20 protein-coding genes and 1 pseudogene are annotated in these 18,690 nt (G+C 67.8%); 14 read left to right on the forward strand and 7 right to left on the reverse strand.

Translation table 11 applies throughout. The features are described 5' to 3' along the window. The first annotated feature begins 32 nt into the window (after positions 1-32). Both AB0C30_RS54490 and AB0C30_RS54495 read left to right on the forward strand, forming a co-directional pair. On the forward strand, positions 33-2,252 hold the full coding sequence (locus AB0C30_RS54490; RefSeq protein WP_357959827.1) for a SpoIIE family protein phosphatase: 2,220 nt from the start codon (positions 33-35) through the stop codon (positions 2,250-2,252). 17 nt (positions 2,253-2,269) lie between these two features. Continuing rightward, entirely contained in the window at positions 2,270-3,046 is a 777-nt protein-coding gene (locus AB0C30_RS54495; RefSeq protein WP_357959830.1) for an alpha/beta fold hydrolase, read from the forward strand. On the opposite strand, the gene AB0C30_RS54500 is transcribed toward AB0C30_RS54495, so the two are convergent. After that, positions 3,043-3,411, reverse strand: coding sequence for a MarR family transcriptional regulator (locus AB0C30_RS54500; protein ID WP_357959833.1), 369 nt, complete (start codon positions 3,409-3,411; stop codon positions 3,043-3,045). The genes AB0C30_RS54495 and AB0C30_RS54500 overlap by 4 nt on opposite strands. Before the next feature lie 20 nt (positions 3,412-3,431). Between AB0C30_RS54500 and AB0C30_RS54505 the strand changes: the two genes are divergently transcribed. Then, the gene (locus AB0C30_RS54505; RefSeq protein ID WP_357959835.1) at positions 3,432-3,860 is read left to right on the forward strand and encodes a MarR family transcriptional regulator; all 429 of its coding nucleotides are present in this window, start codon (positions 3,432-3,434) and stop codon (positions 3,858-3,860) included. 8 nt (positions 3,861-3,868) lie between these two features. Here the strand turns inward: AB0C30_RS54505 and AB0C30_RS54510 are convergent, their stop codons facing one another. Next, positions 3,869-4,030 (reverse strand): hypothetical protein, encoded by a 162-nt coding sequence (locus AB0C30_RS54510; protein WP_357959838.1) that lies wholly within the window; start codon positions 4,028-4,030, stop codon positions 3,869-3,871. Positions 4,031-4,189: 159 nt separating this feature from the next. Here AB0C30_RS54510 and AB0C30_RS54515 point away from each other — a divergent pair, with 159 nt between their 5' ends. Continuing rightward, positions 4,190-5,557, forward strand: a complete 1,368-nt coding sequence (locus AB0C30_RS54515; protein ID WP_357959840.1) for a S1 family peptidase — start codon at positions 4,190-4,192, stop codon at positions 5,555-5,557. Positions 5,558-5,607: 50 nt separating this feature from the next. Here the strand turns inward: AB0C30_RS54515 and AB0C30_RS54520 are convergent, their stop codons facing one another. Beyond that, entirely contained in the window at positions 5,608-6,753 is a 1,146-nt protein-coding gene (locus tag AB0C30_RS54520) for an acyl-CoA dehydrogenase family protein (RefSeq protein ID WP_357959845.1), read from the reverse strand. A gap of 163 nt (positions 6,754-6,916) precedes the next feature. On the opposite strand from AB0C30_RS54520, the gene AB0C30_RS54525 reads away from it, so the two are divergent. From AB0C30_RS54525 to AB0C30_RS54550, 6 genes are all read left to right on the forward strand, one after another. Next, entirely contained in the window at positions 6,917-8,329 is a 1,413-nt protein-coding gene (locus tag AB0C30_RS54525) for a hypothetical protein (RefSeq protein ID WP_357959848.1), read from the forward strand. Then, positions 8,326-9,102, forward strand: coding sequence for a class F sortase (locus AB0C30_RS54530; protein WP_357959851.1), 777 nt, complete (start codon positions 8,326-8,328; stop codon positions 9,100-9,102). The genes AB0C30_RS54525 and AB0C30_RS54530 overlap by 4 nt, the downstream gene beginning before the upstream one ends. A gap of 541 nt (positions 9,103-9,643) precedes the next feature. After that, positions 9,644-10,141 (forward strand): hypothetical protein, encoded by a 498-nt coding sequence (locus AB0C30_RS54535; protein WP_357959854.1) that lies wholly within the window; start codon positions 9,644-9,646, stop codon positions 10,139-10,141. A 5-nt stretch (positions 10,142-10,146) separates the two neighbouring features. Then, positions 10,147-10,905 (forward strand): class F sortase, encoded by a 759-nt coding sequence (locus tag AB0C30_RS54540; RefSeq protein WP_357959857.1) that lies wholly within the window; start codon positions 10,147-10,149, stop codon positions 10,903-10,905. Positions 10,906-10,929: 24 nt separating this feature from the next. Beyond that, positions 10,930-11,880, forward strand: a complete 951-nt coding sequence (locus AB0C30_RS54545; RefSeq protein ID WP_357959859.1) for a hypothetical protein — start codon at positions 10,930-10,932, stop codon at positions 11,878-11,880. Between the two features lie 71 nt (positions 11,881-11,951). After that, positions 11,952-13,097 carry an acetyl-CoA C-acetyltransferase gene (locus tag AB0C30_RS54550; RefSeq protein ID WP_357959861.1) on the forward strand — a complete coding sequence of 382 codons (1,146 nt, stop codon included), beginning with the start codon at positions 11,952-11,954 and terminating at the stop codon, positions 13,095-13,097. A 128-nt stretch (positions 13,098-13,225) separates the two neighbouring features. Here AB0C30_RS54550 and AB0C30_RS54555 read toward each other — a convergent pair whose 3' ends face one another. After that, complete coding sequence (locus tag AB0C30_RS54555) at positions 13,226-13,363, reverse strand: hypothetical protein (protein ID WP_357959864.1); 138 nt, start codon at positions 13,361-13,363, stop codon at positions 13,226-13,228. Between the two features lie 350 nt (positions 13,364-13,713). On the opposite strand from AB0C30_RS54555, the gene AB0C30_RS54560 reads away from it, so the two are divergent. After that, positions 13,714-14,391, forward strand: coding sequence for a DUF5753 domain-containing protein (locus AB0C30_RS54560; protein ID WP_357959883.1), 678 nt, complete (start codon positions 13,714-13,716; stop codon positions 14,389-14,391). Continuing rightward, positions 14,391-14,663: a DUF397 domain-containing protein gene (locus AB0C30_RS54565; protein ID WP_357959867.1), complete on the forward strand. Its 273-nt coding sequence runs from the start codon at positions 14,391-14,393 to the stop codon at positions 14,661-14,663. The genes AB0C30_RS54560 and AB0C30_RS54565 overlap by 1 nt, the downstream gene beginning before the upstream one ends. 301 nt (positions 14,664-14,964) lie before the next feature. On the opposite strand, the gene AB0C30_RS54570 is transcribed toward AB0C30_RS54565, so the two are convergent. Then, positions 14,965-15,801 carry an MBL fold metallo-hydrolase gene (locus tag AB0C30_RS54570; RefSeq protein ID WP_357959869.1) on the reverse strand — a complete coding sequence of 279 codons (837 nt, stop codon included), beginning with the start codon at positions 15,799-15,801 and terminating at the stop codon, positions 14,965-14,967. Between the two features lie 74 nt (positions 15,802-15,875). Here AB0C30_RS54570 and AB0C30_RS54575 point away from each other — a divergent pair, with 74 nt between their 5' ends. Beyond that, entirely contained in the window at positions 15,876-16,373 is a 498-nt protein-coding gene (locus AB0C30_RS54575) for a helix-turn-helix domain-containing protein (protein ID WP_357959872.1), read from the forward strand. 20 nt (positions 16,374-16,393) lie between these two features. Here the strand turns inward: AB0C30_RS54575 and AB0C30_RS54580 are convergent, their stop codons facing one another. Next, positions 16,394-16,945 (reverse strand): TetR/AcrR family transcriptional regulator, encoded by a 552-nt coding sequence (locus AB0C30_RS54580; RefSeq protein ID WP_357959875.1) that lies wholly within the window; start codon positions 16,943-16,945, stop codon positions 16,394-16,396. Between the two features lie 77 nt (positions 16,946-17,022). Between AB0C30_RS54580 and AB0C30_RS54585 the strand changes: the two genes are divergently transcribed. Beyond that, positions 17,023-18,264 carry an FAD-dependent monooxygenase gene (locus AB0C30_RS54585; RefSeq protein WP_357959877.1) on the forward strand — a complete coding sequence of 414 codons (1,242 nt, stop codon included), beginning with the start codon at positions 17,023-17,025 and terminating at the stop codon, positions 18,262-18,264. A gap of 111 nt (positions 18,265-18,375) precedes the next feature. On the opposite strand, the pseudogene AB0C30_RS54590 reads toward AB0C30_RS54585, so the two are convergent. Beyond that, positions 18,376-18,690 (reverse strand): annotated as a pseudogene (locus AB0C30_RS54590) (hypothetical protein); the annotation flags it as partial.

Here is an 18,690-nt window from a genome sequence, read left to right on the forward strand (position 1 = left end):
GCGCACATGCCCTCCCTAGGAGTGGTCTCCGGATGAAGCGTTGGGGGGATGTGTCCCAGGAAGAGGCTGATCATCTGGCGGCCGAATCCGTGCTTGATCATGCCGAGATGGCGGTCGTGGTGACCGACCGTTTCAGCAATCTCCTCTATTGGAACCCGTTCGCCGAGAAGCTCTTCGGCCGCCCGTCGAAGTCGTCACGTGACACCTCGATGCTGTCGCTGGGCATCATGGAGAAGGATCACCCGCTCGCCATCGAGCTCACCAAGCATGTGCTCAAGGGCGGGGTGTGGGAGGGCACCTTCGACGTGCGGCGGGGTGACGGCACGATCGTCTACGTCCGCGCCCAGGCCGTGCCGCTGCGCCACCCCTCGGGGTCGGTGACCGGCATCGTCGTCACCGCCCGCGAGGCACTGCGCAGCAACGAGCGGGAGAAGGACCGCTTCGGCCTGCTGGAGCGCATCGGCGAACGGCTGGCCGGCTCTCTTTACGTCGAGGAGACGCTCAAGCGGGTGGCCGAGATGCTCGTCCCGCAGTTCGCCGACCACTGCTTCATCGAGTTGATGGAGGGCGACCGGCTGGTCCGGCGGGTCTCGCAGCACGTCCAGGGCTGGAGCCCACCGGCCGGCACCTGGAAGCCCGTGGGCGCGGAGATCCGCTACCCCGCCTCCCACTACGCCGACACCGCGCTGCGCCGCCAGGAGACCATCCTCGTCGAGGACTTCGCCGTCAGCAGCTTTCCGTCGCCGAGCGAGGGCAGCGCCAAGCTGTGCGGCGAGGTCGGCATGACCTCCGCCATCGTGGCCCCCTTGTGCGTACGCGGCGAGACTCTCGGCCTGATGTACCTCGGGCTGTCCAACCTGACCGACCGCCGCAGCCCCCACTACGACGCCTTCGATCGCGACTTCGTCGGCGCCATCGCCACCCGGGTCGCGCTCGCGATCGACAACGCGCTGCTGTTCGAGGAGGAGCGGCACACCGCCGAGTCCTTCCAGAAGCACCTGCTGCCGCGCGCGCTGCCCCAGCTCGACGGCCTGCAGATCGCGGTGCGCTACTACCCGGCGGCGCCGCTCGCCTCCCACGGGCAGGGCATCCAGACCCAGGTCGGCGGCGACTGGTACGACGTGATCCCGCTGTCGGCCGGTCGCGTCGGCATCGTCATCGGCGACGTGGAGGGCCGGGGCGCCAAGGCCGCGGCCATCATGGGCCAGCTCAGGGCGGCGCTGCGGGCCTTCGCGCAGGACGACAAGTCACCGGCCGACATCCTGGCCAGGCTCGACGAGTGGACCCGCATCATCGCCACTCCCGAGAAGGACGACAGCGGCGCCGACATCAGCGTCCCGCCGATCGTGACCTGCCAATACCTCGTCTACGACGCCTGGTCGCGGCAGCTGTCGTTCGCCAACGCCGGGCACGCGCCGCCGTTGCTGCTCGTCGACGGCCAGTGCGTCGAGCTCGACATCGAGGAGGTCGGCCAGCCGTTGGGCGTACGCGCCAAGGGCCTGCACGCCGACCTGGTCTACAAGGAGGAGACGCGCACGCTGCCACCCGGCGCGGCGCTGCTCCTCTACACCGACGGCCTGGTCGACCGCCGCCCCGGCCGCGACGGCCGGATGCCGAGCGACGAGGAGACGCTGGGCGTCCTCTGTGAGAAGCTGGCGAAGATGGCCGACGCCGAGGTGGAGCGGGTGGCCGACGCGGCGACCGTCGCGGTGCCCGGCGAGATCGACGACGACATGGCGATCCTGGTGGTCCGGTCGAGCGAGTCGGACCTCGACGTCGAGGAGCGCACGTTCCCGGCCCAGCCGATCATGGTCGGCGAGGCGCGCCGGATGGCCTCCGAGGCGTTCGGCGGCTGGAACGTCCCCGAGGAGCGCGCCGAGCTGGCCTGCCTGCTCGTCTCCGAGGTCGTCACCAACGTGGTGCTCCACGCGGCCCACGGAAGCGTGCCGCGCAGGGAGCTGGTCGTCGAGGGGCCGCCGCTGCCGTTCGAGGAGTCGTGGGACGTACCCGGCTTCGAGGACGAAGTGGTGAGCGACAAGGAGTTCACGCTGCGGTTGCGCAGAGGTGAGGAGTCGGTCTGGGTCGAGGTGTTCGACCAGGACCTGCGCCTGCCGCGGATCCGCAGCGCGGGGGAGAACGACGAGGGCGGACGGGGCCTTTACCTGGTGGACCAACTCGCCAGGCGCTGGGGGTCGAGACCCACCAGGGAAGGCAAAGCGGTCTGGTTCGAGATTCCCACCCGTAGCCGCTGAGTGATTGGCTCGACGCCATGGACCTGGCCTTCGAACGACGCGGCACCGGCGAGCCACTGATCCTCCTGCACGGCATCGGGCACCACTGGCAGGCATGGCTGCCGGTCATGGACCGCCTCGCCGCCTCACGCACCGTCATCGCCGTCGACCTGCCCGGCTTCGGCGTCTCACCCGGCCTGCCCGACGGCACGCCGTACACCGCGGAGTCGCTCGCCGACGCGGTCGAGGCGTTCTGCGCGCTGCTCGGTGTGCGCGAGCCGCACGTCGCGGGCAACTCCCTCGGCGGCTACATCGCGCTGGAGCTGGCCTCGCGCGGCGTGGTCCGCACCGCGACCGCGCTGTCGCCCGCGGGTTTCTGGTCGCGCTCCGAGCTGCTGTACTGCCGGTCGGTGCTGCGCGCGCTGCGGGCCACGGCCAGGTCTCTGCCGCCTGAGCAGAGCATCGGGCTGGCCGAGAACCCCCTTGGCCGGGCCCTGTCGGCCGGGCTTCTGGTGGCCCATCCGTCCCGGCTGTCGCCGACGGCGCTGATCGCCGCCACCCAGGCGCTGGGCGGTGCGCCCGGCTTCGATGAGACCCTGGAGGCGTTCGCCGGAGTGATGCCGCCCGCGCCGCCCAAGTCGCCCATCACGATCGCCTGGGGCGAGCACGACCGGCTGCTGCCGCGCCGCCAGGCTGTACGCGCCGCCAGGTGGTCGGGGCAGCGGGTAAAGCTGCTCAAGGGCTGCGGTCACGTGCCGATGAGCGACGATCCGGGGCTGGTGGCTCGGGTGCTGCTGGAGGGCAGCGGCGGTTAGGCGGCCTCCAGGTTGGCGGCCATCTGGTTCAGCACCGCGAGGGTGGTCTGGTAGTCCTGCGTGCTCACGCCCTGGGTGGCGAGTTGCCGGAACTCCAGCACGCGAGCGAGGACCGCCGCGTGGGTCGCCTTGCCGTCGTCGGTGAGGGTGGTGCCGGTGATCCATCCTCTGGCGGTCAGCTCGCGCACCGCGTCGCCGACGCCGTCGAACGCCTTCAGCGCCTCGTACGGGTCATCGCCCTCGGCCACGGCGTTGAGCGCCTGCCATTGGCGGCGCGAGAGCTCATGGTCGTGGAGTGCGCGGTCCATCGTGTCCTCAAGGAGGGCGTGGACATGCTGGAGAAGGAAGCCAATTCTTCGGTTCATGGATGTATAATAGCAAATATATGTACGATGACAATGAAATTGCCGCAGTCGAGCGCGCGATGGTCGCCATCAGGCGCAGGCAGAGCAGGCGCGCGCTGGCGCGGCTGCAGGGCGCGCCGGGCCCGGAGTTCGAGGTGCTTGACGTGATCGAGTCCGCGAGCGCGCCCGCCACCGTCTCCACGGTGGCCGAGGCGCTCTCGGTCGACCAGCCGAGGGCGAGCAGGCTGGTGGCGGCGGCCGTCGCGGCCGGCCTGGTCGAGCGGCGGGCGGATCAGGCCGACGGGCGCCGGGCGCTGCTCGTGCTGACCGACGCCGGCCGGATCGCACTGGAGCAGGCGCATCGCGGCAGGCAGGCGGCGTTCGCCGAGGCGATGACGGGATGGTCGGACGCGGAGCGCGCGGAGTTCGCGCGGCTCCTCACCCGCTTCGTCGAAGGGCTCCCCGGCTAGCTTCCCGGCTAGCGGAAGGTCTGGCCATAGATGAGCAGCATGACGATGATGAAGACGATCATCACCCCGGCGTAGCCGACCGGCCCCAGGCGCAACACGCGGCGCACGCTGTTGAGCCCCCAGGCGAACAGCAACGCCAGGAAAACCAGCAGGATCAGGCCGCCGTACATGCTGACCAGTATGCGGTGTCGGGGCGCTTCCCGCGTGGCTCACCGGCTGCTGATCTTGACATGAGCCTGACGAACCCGACACGCTTGGCGATCTTTGACCGTTCTTTGCCGAGGAAGGCAACCGTGCACTTATTACGTGGTCAACAGTGGATCCGCGTCATGGCAGTGGCCGCCCTGGTGGTTACCCCCCTTGTCGGAGCGAATGCCCCAGCCGCGGCGGCCGACGACACGATCGTCCTGCCCCTGGAGACCCAGCCCCAGATCAAGCGCCCCACCCTGGACGGCATCAAGCGCGCGGCCGCCAACCAGCGCGGCACTCTTGAGGCGGCCGTCGAGGCGTACGTCGCCGAGACCGCCGCCACCTCACCCACGGCTTGGGCGAACCAGCCCGATGGCAGAGCGACTATCCCCGACGTCATGGTCGACGACCTGTCAGCGATAGAGCTGGACGACCTCGCGGCCCTCGCGCGGGACACCGGGACCGGCTTCGCCGAGACGATCGATCGGCATGGTTGGACGTCGGCCTACCGGAAGGTCGCGGCCGAACTGGAGGAGGCGTTCCCGCAGGAGTTCTCCGGCGCGGTCCGGGCCGAGGACGGCTCCAGCGCGTGGTTCGGTTTCAAGGACGCGATCCCCGAGCAGGCGGTCGCGCTCGCCAAGACGCTCCCCGCAGAGGTACGGCTGGTCGGCGGGCGAGGCTTCTCGGAGGCGGAGCTGGCGGCGGCTTCGGAGAACGCGCACGTCGCCGCGATGGCGGACCCGGCGGTCGCGGGGGCGAGCACGTACTACGAGATCGAGACCGGCGTGATTCATGTCTCCGCGGAATTGCGCGATGCGGAGATGCCGACAGCCGAGCAGGCCGCCGTACGCGACCGGCTCGCGTCCGCACGGACTGTCAGCACGGGCATGAAGGTCGAGGTCGAGGTCTCTTCCATGCCGGCCTCGGTCCCGCAGGACGATTACCTCCGTGGTGGCGGCTACCTGACCGGATGCACCGCGGGGTTCAACCTCAAGTACGTCACTACCAGCACCAAGCGGATCGGCACGGCCGGGCACTGCGGTTCCACCGAGTTCAGCACGTACAAGAATCACAGTGCCGACGGCGGATCGACGGGCGTCATGGAAATCTGGTCCCATCAGGGGAAGTGGGGCGACATCGGGTATTACGACACCGGCGGCTTTACGCCCACGCGCACCTTCTACTACGACTTCAGCAAGAAGCGCTACGCCGACTCCCGTTCAGGCATGCCGGCGGTCGGCGACACGGCCTGCAAGTTCGGCAAGATCAGCGGGCGCGTCTGCACCAGCGTGCGCTACCGCAACGTCTCGGTCAACTCGCTGCGGCACATGGTCGTCTCGAACTCGACCGACTGTGCCAGCGGCGACAGCGGCGGCCCCTGGTATCACGGTGGCATGGCCATGGGCATCCACCAGGGCCTGATTCGCAAGTCCGGTGACACCTACCGGTGCTCGTTCACGCCGGCGTACCTGTACCAGAACAGAAACTACGACGTCTGGCAACGCTGACCACGGACGAAGACGCCCTCCTCGGTTGGAGGGCGTCATGCGTCCGGGTTCTAGAACCCGAAGGACCTCCCGATGATCTCCTTCATGATCTCGGTGGTGCCGCCGTAGATGCTCTGGACGCGGCTGTCGATCCACGCCTTGGCGACCGGGTACTCCATCATGTAGCCGTAGCCGCCGTGCAACTGGAGGCAGCGGTCGATGACCTTGTTCTGGAGCTCGGTGGTCCACCACTTGGCTTTGGCGGCGTCGACCACGGTCAGCTCCTTGGCGTTGAGCGCCCGGATGCACTTGTCCACGTAGTGACGGGCGATCTCCGTCTCGGTGGCCAGCTCCGCCAGGACGAACCGGGTGTTCTGGAAGGACCCGATATTTCGCCCGAAAGCCTGACGGGACTTGCAGTACTCGATGGTCTGCTCCAGCACCGTCTCCGCCGCCGCGACCGCCGCCACCGCGATGGACAGCCGCTCCTGCGGCAGGTTGTTCATCAGCTGGAAGAAGCCCTGGCCCTCTTCGGCGCCGAGCCGGTTGGCCACGGGGACGCGGACGTTCTCGAAGAACAGCTCGGCCGTGTCCTGCGCCTTCATCCCGATCTTGTCGAGATTGCGACCTCGCCCGAACCCCTCCATGCCCCGCTCGACGACCAGCAGCGTGGTGCCGCGCGCCCCGCCCGCGGGGTCGGTCTTGGCGACCACCACGACGAGGTCGGCGTTGATCCCGTTCGTGATGAACGTCTTCTGCCCGTTGACCAGGTAGTGATCGCCGTCAAGGACCGCGGTGGTCCTGACCCCCTGCAGATCGCTCCCGGCGCCCGGCTCGGTCATCCCGATCGCCGTGATGAGCTCGCCGCTGACGAACCCGGGCAGCCAGCGCCGCTTCTGCTCCTCGTCGGTCAGGTCCACGAGGTACGGCGCCATGATGTCGTTGTGCAGCCCGAACCCGAGCCCTGACGCGCCATGCCGGATGATCTCCTCGACGATGACCGCGTTGAACCGGAAGTCGGTGACACCGGCCCCGCCGTACTCCTCGGGGACGGAGAACCCGAACAGGCCGATCTCCCCGGCCTTCTTCCACACATCACGCGGGACGATGCCGTCCTTCTCCCACTGGCCGTGGTGTGGCACGACTTCACGGGCCATGAACTCGCGCACGGTCTCCTGGAAGAGCAGGTGCTCCTCGTCGAAGAGGTCTCGCCGCATCAGTCGCCTCCAAGCGGGGGTGGTCGTGCTGGACAGAATACGATTCTGTTGCCGGTTTGCGGGGGGCGGACACGGGTTCATCACAAGTGCCGGTAGTTGCGGTGTTCGGCGGATATCGACCCTAAGATCGACCTTCGGCTTACTGTGTTGATCGGAGTGTGCCGTGAGTCGGTGGCGTAAGGCGTTGATCGCCGCATCGGTCGGATTACCCGCAGCCGTAGGGCTGATGGCGCTGCACGTTCCCTCGGCGTCCGCTGCTCCGGCCGATCTCCAGGTCGAATATCGGTGTACGGCCAACACGCCCAACTCCATCGTCCGGCGCGATCCCGTACGGCTGACCACCCGGCTCAACTTCGCCACGGACCTCGTCGTCGGCGATCCGCTCAACTTCACCTGGAAGCTCGACTACGCCGACGACACCCGGCTCCAGTCGCCCGGCTACTTCCCCGCCGGCGCCCTGTTGCACGCGGTCGGTAACGTCGAGCTCGACAGCAGCTGGCAGGGCATTCTCAAGCCGAAGGGCTCCGCCGACCAGACGGAGGAGCTGCGGCCAGATAACGAACTGGCGCTCCCCGAGGCGCTGACCGACCCCGGGCTCATCAACAAGGCGGGCACGATCAAGGTGTCGCCGAAGGACATTGTCGTCGACTTCACGCCGCCGGACGGCAGCGTCGTCGTCAACGACGGCAACGAGACCGACAATCCGAGCGACCTGGAGATCGTCTACAACGGGTCATGGACTCCGCGCGACGACCTTCCCGGTTCCGAGAATCACGAGCACAACGACCTGCACGAGACCACCACGCTGGGCGCCTCGGCCGAGATGGCGTTCGTCGGCACCCAGGTGGAGTACATCGGCCCGTGGGACAAGACTGCGGGCCCGGTCGATGTCTACCTCGACGGCACCAAGCGGGCCACGGTGAACCCGTCGCGAGACGGCAACGACAAGCCGCGGAACTCCAACATGGACGGTGGCCACACCCTGTGGAAGTCGCCGACCCTGGCGTACGGCAGCCACGTTGTCAAGATCGTGAGCGCGTCCGCGAGTCCGGTCTGGCTCGACGCCTTCAAGGTCTCGACCATGGTGCGGACGCAGACCGGCTTCCACCGCGCGACCTGCCATCTGATCAGCGGGCCGGTCTCGGTGATCGTCACGGTCCGGGAGCCCACGAAGCCCACGGAGACGGTCTCCCCGACGGTCTCTCCGACGGTCAATCCCTCTGAGACGCCGACCACACCCAGGCCGACCGGCTCGGCCAGCTCGTCGAGCAGCCCGACGGCCACGATCCCGCACGTGGACCCGGGCGTGGACCGCAATCTCGTCAGCGTGGTGCCGGGAACCTTGAGCACCGGCACGGCTACCCCCAAACCCACCACGACCAAGACCAAGTACGTCAAGGCGCAGGTCGCCAAGACACCCAAGGGCGGGGTCGACTCCGGTGAGGCGCCCGAGCCGCCGGGCGGCGGGTCGTACGGGCTGATCGCGGGCGGCTCGATGCTGCTGATGGGCAGCGCCACAGGAGGACTGCTGCTACGGCGGCGCAAGGCCGAGCATGCCGGAGGAGTTGAGTCATGACCGAGCAGAAGCCGCTGCTGAACAGGGCGCTTCCCGGGCTGCTGATCGCCGGGTCGCTGGGCGGGGTGGGCGCCATCATGGTCGGCCTGCTGTCGCTGGCGCCGCCGGTGGACGACGGCTCGGGTCCCGGGCCGCAGGCCCAGCCGGGCGACACGGTCCAGATCCAGAACGCGGCGGGCGCCTTCGTCCTGCCCCCGACCGTGGGCCCTGGCGGCAAGAACGTGCCGCTCACCCCCGCCCGCCTCGACGCGCCGCCGCCGCTGGCCGCCGCCCCGGTCGTCGCGCCGATCCCACCGGCCAAGACCAAGACCAAGAAGGCGGCGCCGGTCCGCATCAAGATCCCCAAGATCAAGGTCAACGCCACGATCGGTTCGGTCACCGTCGACCTCAAGGGCAACCTCACGACCCCGCCGCTGACCAAGCCCGGCCTCACGGGCTGGTACAAGTTCTCGCCGGTCCCGGGCGAGCTCGGGCCCGCGGTGATCAACGGCCACGTGAGCACCAAGAAGGGCGCGGCGGTGTTCTACCGGCTCTCCGAGGTGGCCAAGGGGGACCAGATCTACGTGTACCGGTCGGACAAAAAGGTGACGCGGTTCACGGTGAGTGGAGTCGAGCAGGTCAGCAAGTCCTCGTTCCCGACGGCTCGGGTCTACGGGAACACGAAGAACGCGCAGCTCAGGCTGATCACTTGCGGGGGCGTCTTCAACAAGACGGCCCACAGTTACACGGACAACATCATCGTGTACGCCACCCTGTCCAAGAAGAAGGGGTAAGGGTGGCAAGTGCTTGCTTGTAGGGTTTACGCGAACTTCACAGGGAGAGTTCGTATCATCGCTACCTGACCGTGACCAACGGCTGGGATTCTGGTACGCCTGTTGATACTGCGCGCTGAAATGGAGAAGGACAGTGCTGACCTCCAAGGCGAGGCACCGCCTCGCCCTCAAGGCATCTGGCCTGGCCTTAGCGGGTGCGGGTATCTTCTGGGTCGTTCCGGCGGTGGCCTCCGCGGCCGCGCCGAAACCGGTTACCTATACGTGCACATCGGGCACGGGCACGGGCACCGACTACAAGTTCGAGATGGACCTGCAAGGGCCGCTGACCGCACCAGTGCCCAGCTCCGCAGCGGTGGTGACGTGGAAGATTGGCCAGCCACTCGCCACTCCATCGCTCACAGCATCATCCTCGATCGCCGCTGCGGATCGCGTGGTCATCCAGGCGACAGTGATCGTCACCGGGACACCGAATCCCAGTCCGACCGAGACACGGTCAGTTGGCGCCTCCATGACGCCGGGCGCCGTTTCCCCCACAGCGACGATGCCCATTCCACCGGTCCTGATCTCGCTCACGCCCAAGGCGACCGGTGTGATCGCTGTGGTGCCCGACGACTTCGTCCTACAGGTGGGCCCCACAAGCGGCACGACAGCGACTACCCGGTACACCTGCACGGTCAGGGCCGGCTCCGAGGCCGAGGCGACCGCCGCTGCGGCCCTGATCACCGTCGCGACCGGCACCCCCACTGGCACCCCGACCGGCAGCTCCACCCCGAGCACCACCCCCACCCCGACCCCCACGCCGACACCCACTCCCACCCCCAAGCCCACCAAGACGCACACCGCCTACGTCACCAAGACCCCCACGGCGACGAAGACCACCACCAAGAGCTCCAAGACCCCCAAGGCCGGAGCAGACACAGGTGGTGGCGGTGACATGGGTCCCGACGGCAGGATGGTCGTGCTGACCGGATCCGCACTGATACTCGCCGCCGGCGTTGGAGGACTCGTCATGCGTCGCCGTTCCGCCACCAGAGGCTGATCGAGGTGGCCGGACAGTACCCCTACGGGGGCGAACCGCCGCAGGACAGGGGCAGCACCGTGCTCAGGTCGGTGCTGATCCTCGCCGCCGTGGCCGGGGTGGTGACCGTGGTGGCCGGGCTGCTGATCGTGCTCCGTTCGCCCGAGGAGTACGGCCTGGCCAGCCAGCGTGACACGCTGCCCGTCACCGTGCAGCCCGACGGCAAGACGACGGGACAGCCGGCGCAGGCCCTGTTCAAGGCGGCCCCCACGGCGCCGCCGCCGCTGCCGCTGCCGGACCCGGCGCCTGCGATGCTACCGTCCACTCCGCAGCGGATCGTGATCAAGCGGCTGGGGATCAACGCGCCGGTCGAGTCCCTCGGGCTCGCCAAGGACGGGACGATCCAGGTGCCGGCGGCCGACAACCCCAACCTGGTCGGGTGGTACCGCAACATGTCCACCCCCGGCGAAGCCGGTCCGGCCGTGATGCTCGGGCACAAGGACACCCGGACGCGCAGTGCCGTCTTCAGTCGCCTGTACGAGATCCGCAACGGCGACACCATCGAGGTCAAGCGGCAGGACCGTACAACCGCGGTGTTCACCGTCGGCGGCGTCGAGCAGGCGAGCAAGAAGACGTTCCCCACCCAGCGCGTCTACGGCAACCAGCCCAACGACAACGCCCAGCTCCACCTCATCACCTGCGGCGGCACGTACAACCGCAGTATCGGTCACTACACCGACAACATCATCGTCTATGCGACGATGACAAGCTCCTATCGAGGCTGAACGCGGAGGCGCGTCATGGGCTGGATGGCTAAGCGGAGACTGCGTACTGGCCCGACGGCGGCGTTGCCCGCCAAACCGAGCCAGGCAGATCTCCTGCGACTGGTACGGCTGGCAGACCCGGAGGCCCGCGAGGACGGCGCCGACATCGTGGCGGTGGACGTCCGGGTGCACGCTCCAGTAGAGGCCGACCCCGAGTTGGTGGGCGGCGAGCTGGAACAGGTGTGGGCCTGCCGGGTGGTGGCGGAGGGCCCGCTGCCGTTCGACTACTTCGACCGCTACCTGGCCGAGGGGATCGCCTTCCGCCTCGGCGGGCTGGCCGTGTGCAGGGGCGAGGTGACCGACCCCGCCGACAGCGATCGTGGCGGTCCAGCGGTGATCCTTCCGGAACGGCCGACGCCGGATGAGCTGCGGGCGGTGCTGAGCGGCCTCGACGACAGCCCGAAGGCCGACGTGGGTGACGAGACCGACAGCGACGACAGCGCTACGGACGCCACCGCACCCGAGGACACCACCACTGCCGACGCCACGCCCGCGGAGACCGGTACGAGTGCGACCGCCGACACGGAAACCGACGCGGACGCGAAAGCCGAAACCGACGCCAAAACTGACGCTGAAGCTGAAGCGAGCGCCGACGCCGAGACTGAAGCAGCCACCGAAGCCACCGAAGCCGCTGAAGTCGCCGAGGTTACCGCTGCTCCTGGCGACGACATCAAGCCGGACGACATCAACCCGGACGATTTCCTCTACACGGTCGGCGACATACGGGTCCTCGTGGTCCCGGAAAAGGGCCGTCCACCCGCCGTACAGGAGCTCCTGCCCTTCGCCACCGAACTGACCGCTATCGAGCTGCGCGGCGACGACCCCGAGAAGGTCGGCGCGCTCGCGCTGCGTCTGGCGGACGCGTTGAACGGGCTGATCGTGGACCGGTGGCGGTTCCGGATCGACGCGGCGGAGGACCTTCTGCCCCCAGGGTGACGGGGCGTAGAGCATCGTTCTGTTGTAGTCTCTCCCTAATAACCGAACAATGCTCGGTTTCAGGAGGCACTGTGGCAGAGGCGTACATCGTCGGGGCGGTCCGCACCCCGGTCGGCAAGAAGAAGGGCGGCCTTTCCACCGTCCACCCCACTGACCTGGCCGCTCACACGCTGAAGGCGCTGATCGACCGCACCGGCGTCGACCCCACCGCGGTGGAGGACGTCATCATGGGGTGCGTCATGCAGTTCGGCCCCCAGAGCATGGACATCGCGCGAAATGCCTGGCTCTCGGCGGGACTGCCGGAGACCACGGCCGGTGTCACCATCGACCGGCAGTGCGGCTCCTCGCAGCAGTCGATCCACTTCGCCGCGCAGGGCGTCATGTCCGGCACCCAGGACCTGGTCGTGGCGGCCGGCGTCGAGTCGATGAGCATCGTCCCCATGGGCTCGTCGATCACGGCCGCGCTGGAGAAGGGCATGCCGTTCCCGTTCGGCGACATGTGGGTCGAACGGTACGGAAAGCAGGAGATTTCGCAGTTCCGCGGCGCGGAGCTGATGTGTGAGAAGTGGGGCTTCAAGCGCGAGGAGCTGGAGCGGTACGCCTTCGAATCCCACCAGCGGGCCGCCAAGGCCATCGCGAACGGCTACTTCAAGGACCAGATCGCGCCCATCAACGACGTCTCCGACGACGAGGGGCCACGGGCGGACACGACGCTGGAGAAGATGGCCGGGCTGAAGACGCTCAAGGAGGACGGCCAGATCACCGCCGCCACCGCGTCGCAGATCTCCGACGGCTCGGGCGCGGTGCTGATCGCCTCGGCGCAGGCCGTGAAGGACCACGGGCTGACCCCGCGCGCCCGCATCCACCAGCTCGCGCTCATGGGTGACGACCCGGTGTACATGCTGACGGCGCCGATCCCGGCGACGCGGCGGGCACTGGACAAGGCCGGCATGTCGATCGACGACATCGCCGTCACCGAGATCAACGAGGCGTTCGCGCCGGTGCCGCTGGCGTGGATGAAGGAGCTCGGCGCCGACCCGGCCACGGTCAACCCCAACGGCGGCGCCATCGCCCTGGGCCACCCGCTGGGCGGCACGGGCGCGATCCTGATGACCAAACTGCTGCACGAGCTGGAGCGTACGGGCGGCAGGTACGGCCTTCAGACGATGTGCGAGGGCGGCGGCCAGGCCAACGTCACCATCATCGAGCGCCTCTAACCTGCCCGGTAGTGCTGAAACGACGGTGCCCCGGTCCCTCGAACGAGGGGCCGGGGCACCGCGGGTTGTGTGCGGCGCGCCCATGGCGTTGGGTCGCGCGCCGCACTTACTACCATCCCGGTAGTGGACTAGCGTCCCTTGGGCGGGATCCGCCTGGGCGGCGCGATGGGCCGCTGCGGCATCCTCGGCATCTGCCGGGGCACCGGCGGCGTCTCCTGCCCGGGGAGGTTCTTACCGTGTTTCTTCTTGCCTGAACGTACTCGCATGAGGAAGCTCCTTTACGTAATTCACGACGCGGCCAGGGCCGGTCGACAAGCTCAGCTGCCGCGTCTGGACGAGGTCGGCGGGCATACACACCGCTGGGCGGGGCCGAGTGGCCGGGGTATTGGCAACCCCAACGAATTACAGGTAAAAGCGCATGTCACTGACCCTATGCCTCGTCTGGCGCCCGCGGCAACCGATTTAATTGCGCCGCGTTCCATGCGGGCTTGTCGCCCTACGCGCGCCCACACCTGTGTGCGCCGACACCCAAGCCCCCAAACCCATCTCGTCGGCCAGCCTGGCTGTCCCCTCTCCTCAGCGGACAAGACCAACCAGCAAGGCGTTCGTCTCTGTGATGCTCGATCTGTACGAGGTCGAAGGCGAACAGCGGCAATTCCTGCTAACGCTGGCCCGCGAGGCCCGCAAGCGCGGCTGGTGGCAGAGCTACAAGGGCAAGGGGGCGATCCCCGAGTGGTTTGAGGTTTACGTCGGTATGGAGTCGGCGGCGTCCAGGCTGAATCACTACGACTCCGAACTCATTCCTGGACTGCTTCAGACCGCCGACTACTACGGGGCGTACCTAGGGACGGCGCCTGCTGCCGTCAGCGCCGAGGACATCGAGCGCAAGATTGAATTTCGCCTGGCCCGCCAGGATCGTCTGACCACGTCGGATGAGCTGGAGCTGTGGTCGATCATGAATGAGGCATGCATACGGCGGATGGTCGGTGGCCGGGCCACGATGAAGGCTCAGTTGCGGCACCTCATGGAGATCAGTACGCGACCCAACGTGACCTTGCAGGTCCTGCCCTTTGAGACCGGGTCACATGCCGCGATGGACGGCTCGTTCATCGCGATCGAGTTTCCTGACCCCTGGCCGCCGGTGGTCTATCTGGAGAGTCAGTCGGATGCCCGATATTTGGAGGATCCTGCCGTAGTCCAAGGGTATAACGTGGTCTTTAACCACCTACGAGCGAAGTCTTTGTCGGTCGAGGACAGCCTGGCATTCATTGCCCAGGTGGGAAAGGATCTTTGATGAGCGACACAAGCGACGCGACTGGAGTTGACGTCGACCTGTCCCAGGTCGAGTGGTGCAAGTCGAGATTCAGCAACAACGGTGGGGCCTGCGCCGAGTTCGGGAAAGTCTTCGTGCCAGATGACGCGGGGCTGCACAAGCATGGCGATCTGGTGGTCGTGCGCGACTCGAAGGACCCCGAGGGACCAAAGGTGTTCCTCGACAAGGAAGAAATGCGCGCCCTGATAGACGGAATGAAGGACGGCAACTTCGACCATCTCCTCGCCGGATAATAGGACTGTGGCACCGCTGACGCCCGGATTTCAGCATCAGCGCCCGTGGCCTTTCGTTGGGCAAGGGAGGCCCTTTTACTGCCCGGCCTTTCGTTGTCGCGGCGCCCGGACGTTCTCGCCGTTACCCTGCGCCCGCCCAGGGGCGTACCTCCGCGGTGGTGTCGGTGTACGGGGCCGCGTGCAGAGGATTACGCGACATCCTCTCCGCCATGACCCTCACCGAGTGAGGAATATGGCCGGTCCCCTTGCTGGGAGGCGGCATGGCGTTCGGGGACGCCGGGCCGGTTCCGCAAGCGGATCGCTAGCCGGGCGTCCCGTCGCGTTCGCTTCTTCGGGCGAGGCGCTGGGCTTGCCCGTTGTGCACATCGCCTACCCACTCCCAGCCGGGCTTGGCCGATGGGCCGATCCGCGGGTCACTGGGATCATGGCCCTCACGCAAGGCGAGCACGTACGCCCGATCCCGCTCGATCCGCGCGTGTACCTGATCAGCTCCGCCGACTGACCCGTGCCCAGGGACGAGGACATCGACGTCGCCCGCCACGCTCTCCAGCAGTCGCAGCGCTGCTAGGTAGTCCTCGATCGGGTCAGCGGTGCCGTTCAGGTCGAGCATCGGAACCAGGACATCAGAGAGCATGTCGCCGGCGACGAGAACCCCGCGTTCCTCGATGAACAGCGCCGCATGGCCCGGTGCGTGCGCTTGGTGCTCGATGATCCGGGCTTGGGGGCCATCCCATGGGATCTGCGCCGTCTCGGCGGGCAGGGCGGTGATGAGGCCGAGCAGGTCCAGCGGTACCTGTCCGGCGATTTCCGTCTCAAGCAGGTGGTCGGCGATGTGGGCCTTCGCATCCGGGTCGGAAAGCTGATCCCGGACACTGGCCGCGCAGCGGGCCGTGCCGTAGCGAGGGGCCGCGCCGAGCTGGGGGTGCCAGAGCAGGTGATCCCAATCCGGATGCGTCGAGAAGCCTGCCACAACGGTCTGGCTTGAATTGGACAGGTCGTTCGCGAGGCAGGCCATTTCGTGGCCCTGCACCCCGGGGTCGATGAGCAACACGCCGGCCCGGCCGTGCACGACAACGGCGTTGCTCTGGCAGAACTCGCTCTCGTGGATCAGCACACCCTCCGCGACCTGCTTCAGCACGGGTGGCCCCTTCCGCTTGTGGTTTGCAACCGGTTTGAGACCGTAGTACCGGGTGGTGGTAGATTGCAAGCACTATGGGCGAAGTGTATGAGCCGCGGTCGGGGTGCCCGATCAACGCCACCGTCGAGGTGTTCGGCGATCGCTGGAGCCTGCTCGTCCTCCGCGACATCGTCTTCGGAGACCGCCGCTATTTCCGAGAGCTGCAGGCCGGCTCGGAAGAGGGGATCGCGTCAAATATTCTCGCCGACCGACTCAAGCGACTCGTCGGGTTGGGATTGCTCACCCGTGAGGACGCGCGAGCCGGCCAGCGGGCGCGCTACAGCCTGACCGAACCCGCGATCCAACTCGTACCAGTGTTCGCGCAGCTCGGCAGCTGGGGGCTTCGCCACCGGCCCACGAGCCGCGCGCTGCGCGTTCGTGCCGAGCTGCTCGAACAAGGCGGCCCCGCGCTTTGGCAAGAGTTCATGGACGAGCTTCGCCACTCGCACCTTGGCTCCGATTCCCCAGCGCGATCACCGAGCGTTCGCGAGCGCCTGAAGGCGGCCTACCTCGCTGCTATCAAATCCTCGTAGCCGCCAGGCAGTCGACTTCGTCAGGCTTCGCGCTGCGGCGAGATGCCCAGGGCCGCGTAGGCGCCGTCCACGGCCGCCTGGCGGAGCTCGTCCTTCGGTACGTCGGTGAACTGGATCGTGCAGTCCTGGAGGCCGCCGAAGGCGATCACGGCCCGGGTGGCCTGCTCGAGTGTGGGTTCGGGGCCGTGCAGCAGCTTCGTCAGCCGCCTGCGCCAGTCCAGCACGAGGTCGATCAGGCCCAGGTCCGCGAGCGTGGTCAACTCGCTGAGCATGAGCACCATCGCTTCGCGGTGGCGGTAGTGGAAGTCGAAGTAGCCCTCCAGCAGGGCGCGGGGGTCGACCTCGTCCAGTGCCTCCTGGCCCGTCAGGAACGCCTCTTCCTCCTCCATGATCGGCTGCACGATGCTGCGGACCAGGTCCTCGCGTGAGGAGAAGTGGTAGTAGAGCGCCGGCTTGGTGATGCCCAGCTGGTCGGCGATCTCCTGAAGGCTGGTCCGCTGCACGCCTTTCTGGGCGAAGAGCTCGCGGGCGACGTCCTGGATCCGCTGCTTGGTGTCAGAGGGACGAGGCATGCCGTAAGTCTATCTGACTTAATGATAGGTAAGTAGCCATGTTACGCTTACTTATCGTTAAGAAAGGAAGCGTGCACATGCGGATTCTCATCTCCGGCGCGAGCGTTTCCGGGCCGGTGCTGGCGTACTGGCTCACCAGGCACGGCTTCTCCGTCACCGTCGTCGAGCGCGCGGCGACTCTGCGCAAGACCGGCGGCCACGCGGTCGACCTGTTCCGGCCCGCTATGAACATCTCGGAGAAGATGGGCGTACTCCCGCGTGTCGAGGAGCGGGCCACCGGCGCGAACCGGATGACCGCGTACGGGGAGGGCGCGCGGCGTCCCGTACGGGTGGACCTCTCCAAGATCTTCGGCGCCACCGAAGGCCGGCACGTCGAGATCATGCGCGACGACCTGAGCGAGATCTACTACGACGCCACGCGCGACGACGTCGAGTACATCTTCGGCGACTCGATCACCGCGATCTCGCCCGACGGCGAGGTGCGGTTCGAGAACACCGCGCCGCGCCGTTTCGACCTCGTCGTCGGCGCGGACGGGCTGCACTCCAACGTGCGCCGCCTCGTCTTCGGCGACGAGTCCCGCTTCAGCGCATTCATCGGGGCCTACCTCGGGGTGCTGACCCTGCCCAACGCCGCCGACCTCGACGGCGAGCTCCTCATGCACGTCGGCGTCGGCCGCACCGCCGGCATGTACGGCGCGCGGCACCTCGGCGAGGCGCGGGCGATGTTCCTGTTCCGGAGCGAGCGCGAGCTCGACTACTCCCGCCGCGACGTGCCCCGGCAGAAGGAGTTGCTGCGCGGTGCGTTCAGGGGCCTGCACGCCGACGTGGACCGCTGGCTGGCCGAGCTCGACCGCACCCCGGCGTTCTACTTCGACTCGATCACCCAGCTCCACATGGACACCTGGTCGCGGGGGAGGGTGGCGCTCGTCGGCGACGCGGGCTACTGCCCCGGCCCTGCCGTCGGTGGCAGCACCAGCCTGGCCATCGTCGGCGCGTACGTCCTCGCCGGGGAGCTGGCGCGGGCGGGCGGTGACCACGAGCGCGCATTCCCCGCCTACGAGCGCGCGATGACGGAGCACGTACGCGGCAGCCGCGCCGTCGCGCTGAGCGCGGCGAAGACCCTGGTCCCCACGTCCCGCCTCGGTGTGCGGGGACTGGTCCAGGGCCTTCGCCTGATCTCCGCCCTGCCCGCGGGGCCCAGCCGCGCCCTCGTCCGTCTCACCACCAAGAGCGCCCGCCTCTACAACTCCATGATCATCGACGACTATCCGGTGTCGCCCACCGCCTCGGGACGCCGGGTCGGCCTGGAGAATCGCTGAAGATCGTTTTCGGTTTGTGTGCGGCGCGCGCCGCAACCGATTTATTCGCGCGCGTTTCGCGGGCCCGTCGCTCTACGGCGAGCCCCGCCGCGGTCGCTCTTTTGGACGCGGTCAGCCTGGTTCGTTGAATAGGTCTTGGAGGGTCTGGGTGGTGGCCGCGCGGGTGACCCAGGTTTCGAGTTGGGCAATGTCGGTGCAGGTGGTGATCTGAGCGCGAATACCGTCGGGGACGGTGAAGCCGCGGGCGTCCAGCACGAGCAGCAGCAATCTGGCGGCCTCTTCCGCTTTGCCCTCTGTCCGGCCCGCTGTCTTGCCTTCGGCCATGCCTTCTGCTTTGCCGCGGCCGTAGTGTTCGCGGGCGAAGGGGCTGTAGACCGGCCATTTGGTGGACGCGGACTTCATGATCTCCTCCATGAGGTGGCGGAT

Origin of the sequence: Nonomuraea sp. NPDC048901 (assembly GCF_040649695.1) — a bacterium.
GTDB lineage: Bacteria > Actinomycetota > Actinomycetes > Streptosporangiales > Streptosporangiaceae > Nonomuraea.